4 protein-coding genes are annotated in these 6,718 nt (G+C 39.6%); all 4 read right to left on the bottom strand.

The features are described 5' to 3' along the window. Positions 1-2: 2 nt before the first annotated feature. On the bottom strand, positions 3-1,280 hold the full coding sequence (locus EF384_RS05480; RefSeq protein ID WP_123780051.1) for a metallophosphoesterase family protein: 1,278 nt from the start codon (positions 1,278-1,280) through the stop codon (positions 3-5). 621 nt (positions 1,281-1,901) lie between these two features. Next, positions 1,902-2,273 (bottom strand): YlbF family regulator, encoded by a 372-nt coding sequence (locus EF384_RS05485; RefSeq protein WP_233570047.1) that lies wholly within the window; start codon positions 2,271-2,273, stop codon positions 1,902-1,904. A gap of 106 nt (positions 2,274-2,379) precedes the next feature. Then, positions 2,380-4,482 (bottom strand): transglycosylase domain-containing protein, encoded by a 2,103-nt coding sequence (locus EF384_RS05490; protein WP_123780055.1) that lies wholly within the window; start codon positions 4,480-4,482, stop codon positions 2,380-2,382. 903 nt (positions 4,483-5,385) lie between these two features. Continuing rightward, on the bottom strand, positions 5,386-6,693 hold the full coding sequence (locus EF384_RS05495) for a DUF4153 domain-containing protein (protein WP_123780057.1): 1,308 nt from the start codon (positions 6,691-6,693) through the stop codon (positions 5,386-5,388). Between the last annotated feature and the right edge of the window lie 25 nt (positions 6,694-6,718).

A 6,718-nucleotide genomic window follows, 5' to 3' on the forward strand; every position in this document is an offset into this window, starting at 1 on the left:
ATTTAAAATCTCCTTTGTTCCTGGCTATAGCTTGCTTGTTCGAGGATGATTTGTTCTTTAGCCTTGGCAAGAATATCCGCTTTAAATTGGTCCACATCAATATTGGCACCAACTAAACGTTGCCATTGACCATTTTTCTCCAAATCAGCCACTAAAGTTTGGAACTGTTCATCGTCACTCGTAATGTCTTCAAAAGCACGTTTCATGCTGTCGTTAAAAACAGGTGACGGCGACCAAACGGCTTGATTATTCACTTGAATATCTAGGGCAACTAGATACACTTTTTGCGCGCGTGAAGCATTTTGATTACGCAACGACCATTGTAATTGTTCTAACAATTCGTCTGCATAAGTGTGCCACCAGTATAGGGATTCTTCATCGCCATTCGTGGTGAAGGTCATTCGAGAAATCACGTTCACAGCCTCATCTTTGGCATACATAATATGGTCATGTAGTGCGACTTCAATGGTATTGCGTAAGCTTTCTAAACTATCTACAAGCCCTAGTTCACGCGTAGATTGTTGGAATTGCCATTCCGCTGTTTCGATGAATTCTAGATTGGTATAGCCACCTTTTTCAAGATTCACAATTAAGGCACCTTTGGCTCCGTCTTCTTTAAAGCTAGCACCTTGGATGTTCCCTGGATAAACCATTGTCGGATTTTCGTATAATACTTGTCCTTTATGGATATGGCCTAGTGCCCAGTAGTCAAAGCCGTGACTTACAAGGTCACTTGGGTTGAATGGTGCATAGTGCTTTTGCCCATTACTAGAAGAGTTGTCACCATGAATCATACCGATATGGATGTCCACAAGTGGATCTCTGGTAGGATATTCTGCTGAGCGGTCATCCGCAATCCATTGTTGGTCGTATGAAAAACCTGAAATGGCTACTTTTTCACCACGATGAGTTGAAAGATATTTGGTCTCTACTTCGTGGCCAAAAATATGAACATTATTTGGTAATTTCAAACGGTGATTGGCATCGGCGTCGAAATCATGGTTCCCGTATAACATATAAACAGGAATTTCCGCGTCTGCTAGGCGTTGCATACCGTTCGCAAAGGCAAATTGAGCGCGCAAAGTGGCGCGTGCCCCATGGTAGATATCCCCTACGATAAGGAAAAAATCGACCTGTTCATTAATAGCTGTTTGAATTAAATTGTCAAAAGAATTTAATGTTGCTTCTGCTAAAGCATGTTGTAAGTAATCGTCTTTGATTGGTAAATTTTTGAAGGTTTGGTCTAAGTGCAAGTCTGCAGTATGAATAAATCTCACCATATTGATTACTCCGTTCTCGTGTAATTTTGGCATTTTATTGATGTAAATTTGTTAAATTGCCTTATTATTATTTTAACATACACATTAGAAAGTTGTGAAAATTGACGCTATTTAATAGGATTTTAAAGCATAATTAATCATTTGACACACAAATGAAAAATAGGATGTGAACGCGGGCGTTTAGACAGGCACACTGGAAGAGATATGCAGTAGCAAGCTTAGCTTGCGGCAAATATCTCTGAAGTGGAGACCTGTCTGCCCGAGCGAACTCGACTTCATAGGATGTGAGAAAAAGCGTTCAGCCCTCAACCGGTGGAGAAAGGATGAGACAAAAATATAAAATCTTCGATTTTCGTCCTTCAGTGTGCGTTCCTTATAGCCGTGAGACCATTGAAAGCCAAGGTCTTTCAATTTGAAATCGAGCCAAGGTCTTGATTTCATCCTTTTTCACGGCATAGGAACTGCACTTTCAGTCCTTTAACTAATCCTAGTCATAAATTCCAACAAAGATTAAACATACATTTTCAAAGCAAAAGACGCCAACAAATCTTATAACGAATTGTTGACGTCTTTATTTTCGGGATTTTGTCCCAACATCTTCCTTGCTAATATATAGCTATTTTAGTTTTGTTCTTTGTTCATCAATGATTGATAAATTTCGTTGATTGGACGTGTTACTGCTTGGTTGATATCTTCCACAACAGTGTTCAATAAACGTTCTTTATTCATTAAATCAGAGATTACTGCGTTGCCTGCCAATTTTTCTTGTAATTCGTTGGCATTTTTTTCATCTTCTTCAGTAATTTCTTGACCCATTTGTGCTTTTAATTGGAAACTTGTTTGTAAAGCACGGAATTCATTGTAAATACCGTAAGCTTCTTCATCGTTTTTCAATGCTTCGATTGCTGCAACTAGATCTTTGTATGTATCTTGGTCACGGATGTCGCGTTCCAATTGATTGATAGTATCGTAAATATTTGCCAAAATGTTCACTCCTCAAATTTTGTATAACCAATGTGGTTATAGCTTCTTATATGATTCAATATATCATTTTTTCAATTTGATTGAAAGTCATGACCTCTTTAACAAGTCCAACCTCTTATTCACCAGAACCAAATAGTCCTTGGAAGAAATCTTGCGCGCCTTGGATAACAGAATCTAGTACATTACCAGTGCTATCGTTATTTTCACCAGTTGATTCATCGCTCGATGATGATTCTGAAGCTGCATCTTCTTCTGCTTGTAATTGATTGTATTCTGCATAGGCAGATTCAATGGTAAAGGCTGTACCAGGGCTTGCTTGTAGTAGTGGTGTCAAAATAGCAGAGAAGGCTGTTTTAGACGTTGATGTAGAGCCATACCACAAGTAACTATCTTCAGTAGTCTCATCAAATCCATACCAAGTAGCAAGTACAAAGTCTGGTGTGTAAGCAATATCCCACTCGTCGCTATTACCAAGGGTCGAGTCTTGACTTTCATTAGAACCAGTTTTACCAGCAACTTCGTAACCTTCTGGCTCGATTGTTGCACCCGTACCACCTTCATCATAAACAGATAGGAGGATAGAGGTCATTTCTTCGGCCACTTCCGCACTAACGGCTTGGTTTTGGGTTGGTTCTTGTTCTTCTACAACCACGTTGCCTTGTTGGTCTTCAATGCGGGTAATGAAGTACCCTTCTGAACGAACCCCTTCATTGGCAAAGGCTGTATAGGCTGAAGCCATTTGAAGCGGAGATACTCCATTTTCTATTGACCCCAATGCAGTAGTTAAGTTCTTGTCCGCTTCAACATACGGAATACCAAATTTCGCCAATTGCTCAAGCGAAGCGTCCACACCCATTTCATTCATCATCCACACGGCAGAGGTGTTTTTCGATTTGGCTACGGCATCCCATAATAGAATTTCCCCAACGGATTCAAAGTTCCAGTTTTCAGGTGCATAGCCATCTCCGTAGGTCATCACTTCATCCGGAATGACGGATTGGGCAGTATAGCCATTTTCCAACGCTAAAGCGTACACCAATAACGGCTTGATGGTTGAAGCTGGGTTACGAGAGATTTGTGTTCCTCGGTTATAGCCCCTGAAGGTATATTCACCCGTTCCACCAACTGTTGCATATACACCACCCGTTGTGGGATCCATCATGACTGAAGCTGATTGTGCAGGCTCACCAGACGGCGAAGTTGGGAAGACTGTTGTATCCGCATAGGCTGTTTGCATTTCAGTCTGATAGGTTTGGTTTAGATTCGTATAAATTTTGTAATTCCCATTCATAATATCTTCTTCAGTTAAACCAAACTTGTTGATGGCCTCATTGATGACCGCATCGAAGTAGTATGGATACGCATACGCATCATTGGCAATTTCATTATTCATTTGTACCATCTCTGTGGCAATTGCAGCATCTGCTTCTTCTTGCGTTAAGAATTCGTTATCCGCCATCAATTGTAAAATGGTGTCACGACGTTCAAGCGTGGCATCATAATCATCAACTGGATTATAGATTGTAGGTCCTTTTAAGGCACCGGCAATCACTGCCGCATCTTCAACTGGTACTTCAGATGCTGACATACCAAAGTATTTTTGACTTGCGTCTTCTACCCCGTATGCACCATTACCGAAATACGCATTATTTAAATACATTTCAAGAATTTCTTGTTTGGTATAATTTTTCTCAATTTCAAAAGCCAAGAAAAGTTCTTTCAACTTCCGAATAATGGATTGATCATTATCTAGAAAGGCATTCTTCACCAACTGTTGGGTAATGGTAGAACCACCACCGACAATACCACCACTCGTGATATAGCCCACAGCTGCACGCCCAATCCCAATAATATCAAAACCATTATGGCTGTAAAAACGTTTATCTTCCGTTGATATTACTGCATCTTGGATATTGGTCGAAATTTCATCAAGACTAACATACGTTCCCGAGTCATTGGAAATTTCCCCGGCATAAGTGCCGTCTTGGTCGTAAAACTCAGTCGTCACTTGTAGTTTCGCAGGCAAGTCACTAATATCTGTTGTTTTCGCACCAATTAATAAATATGATTCAAAGACAAACCCAAAGGCCAAGACAAAGAAAATAATCCATCTTGTTAACCTAAGTTTCTTCCACAGCTTGCGAAATTTTTGCCACAAGCTATCCTTTGAATCCGTCGAATAGATATCATGATCATTCGATTCAAAATTATTTCGCATAGTATTCTTCCTATTCTTTTTGTTTTCAGTATTTCCCTAATTTTACTTTTATTTTAACAGAAACAAGGAGAGTTCATTCGGCCTTAAGTAGTATCTTTCAAACTTATCCATCCATATATTGCTGTATTGAAAATGGTGACAGCAAAAAATGCCATCACCGCCGAATCCTCGACCTTCATTCTTGCACGGACAAAAATAAAACACAAGCAAACACCCCACAAATTAACCAATAATTAAAAAAATAGGATGTGAGCGCGGGGGTTCTGACTGGTAACACTGGAGGAAATATGCAGTAGCAAGTGCAACTTGCTGCAAATATTTCCGAAGTGGAGACCTGTCTGCCCACGCGAACTCAACTTCATAGGCTGTTAGGACTTCATGCGGGCAAAAGAGGGCTGCATGGCCCTCTTTTCATTTTGATTTTCAGAAGTGATTTTGCGGTTTTCACACTGATTGTTTAGGATTTTATCCGGCTTGCGGGAGATTGTATTTATCAAAATTAAAATAACCGCTATTTGAACATTTCAGGGCCCTGAAGTGTTCAAAATGAGAAAATTCGCGTCACACAGAGGGCTGTGTGATTTCCTTTTTTGAAGTCGAATCACACAGACAGTTTTGTGAACCATTTTTTCTCATAAATGTTCACACAGCCCCTTGAAGTAATCAATATCCGCTTATATCCATTTTTATAAATGAAATGTTGTATTTTTGCCCACCTTATAATAAATATGTAGCTGATGATTCGACTGAAATTACAAAGGAACCTAGTGTAGGTGCATACCCAGGCGCAGTAACATACACGTAAATCGTATTTAGCCTAGCCCACCTCTGAAAATCCACAAAAAAAATCCCCAGCTTTCACGCAATCGTGCGCTTCTACTGGGGATGATTAGTAGTTATCGATTAGTCGGTTTCTTGTTCTTTGATGAGTAAGATAAAGTTACCAGAACCCTCTAAAACACTAGAATTTTCATTTTGCCAAATGGTTAAGTTTTGGACAACCAACATACCGCGATAAGAATCTTCGCTCGAATCTTGTAGGAAGACTGCTTCTTCATCGGTCAGGTTGATGTTTTGCATGGTACCAATTTCTGTGATTGGTTGTAAATCGAAGACCATATCTTCACCAGTAGTGATTTCTTGGATACGTAATTTCGTACCGTCGATGATCTGCGTGGTGAAATTTTCACCCAATGCTTCAAAGGTATTGGTTGCACCTGTCGCATCTGCATAAAGGAAGACCATTTCGGCCCCACCATCGATATTCAGTTCAACAGACGGATTCATGCCTTCAGATAAACTTGCAGTTAAGTAGTATGAACTACCATTACCATTATTTTGCGCATCGTACAATAAGGCTAAATCTTCATACTCGTTGAAATCAGATGGAATTGCATCGATTTCATCAACCATGTTTTGTTGCAACATAAACTCTAGTGATGAACGTAATTGTCTCACCTCGGTTTGTGACAAATCTGCCACATTTGCCTCGGTTAAATGTAATTCATCATTATAGAGTAAGGTTGGATTTTCACGGATGATTTTACTAAAGATAAATTTTTGACTTGCTTCAGATGTTGTAATCGCATCGACTGGTGGCATTGCAGAAACGAATAAGCCCAATGCAAGTAAAGCTGGAACCCATTTGATATTTCTACGATATAAGACGGCAGCTAACACTGAAATCAAACAAAATACAATGATGAGGTAACGTCCTATCGTCACACCATAGATTGCACTATAGGTGATGGAGCGATAGAGCTGGAACAAGGATGCGATTAAAACTGCAACCGTGTAACCCCAAGTAAAATGTTTAACGATAGGTCGATCGATGTCTTGTAATAAGAACAAGACGATCCATCCAATGGCTAAGTAGGAAAGCATGACATACTCAATTCGTATGTCCGTCCAATCATGAATCTGCATGCCTAGATAAATGAGAATAACAGCAGTGTAAATCAAAATGATAGGCATAAAAATTTTGGTTAAAATGATATCCAATATTTTATTGGTATCCGGCGTCATTTTGCCCTCACCCAATAAAAATGGGGTTGTGAAATAAGATTGTTGCGACAACAAATGTACTGGTAAAATGACGAATCCACACACAGCCAACACATCAATGTAGTAACCACTTGGCACTTCACTAATTAAAGTTGACCAGGCAGTCAACACAATCATCAAACCAATTGCCAGGATCCCTACAAACAATAACCTGAATAATTCATACCTCTAT

It is taken from the genome of Aerococcus agrisoli (assembly GCF_003797145.1).
Classification (GTDB): Bacteria; Bacillota; Bacilli; order Lactobacillales; family Aerococcaceae; genus Aerococcus; species Aerococcus agrisoli.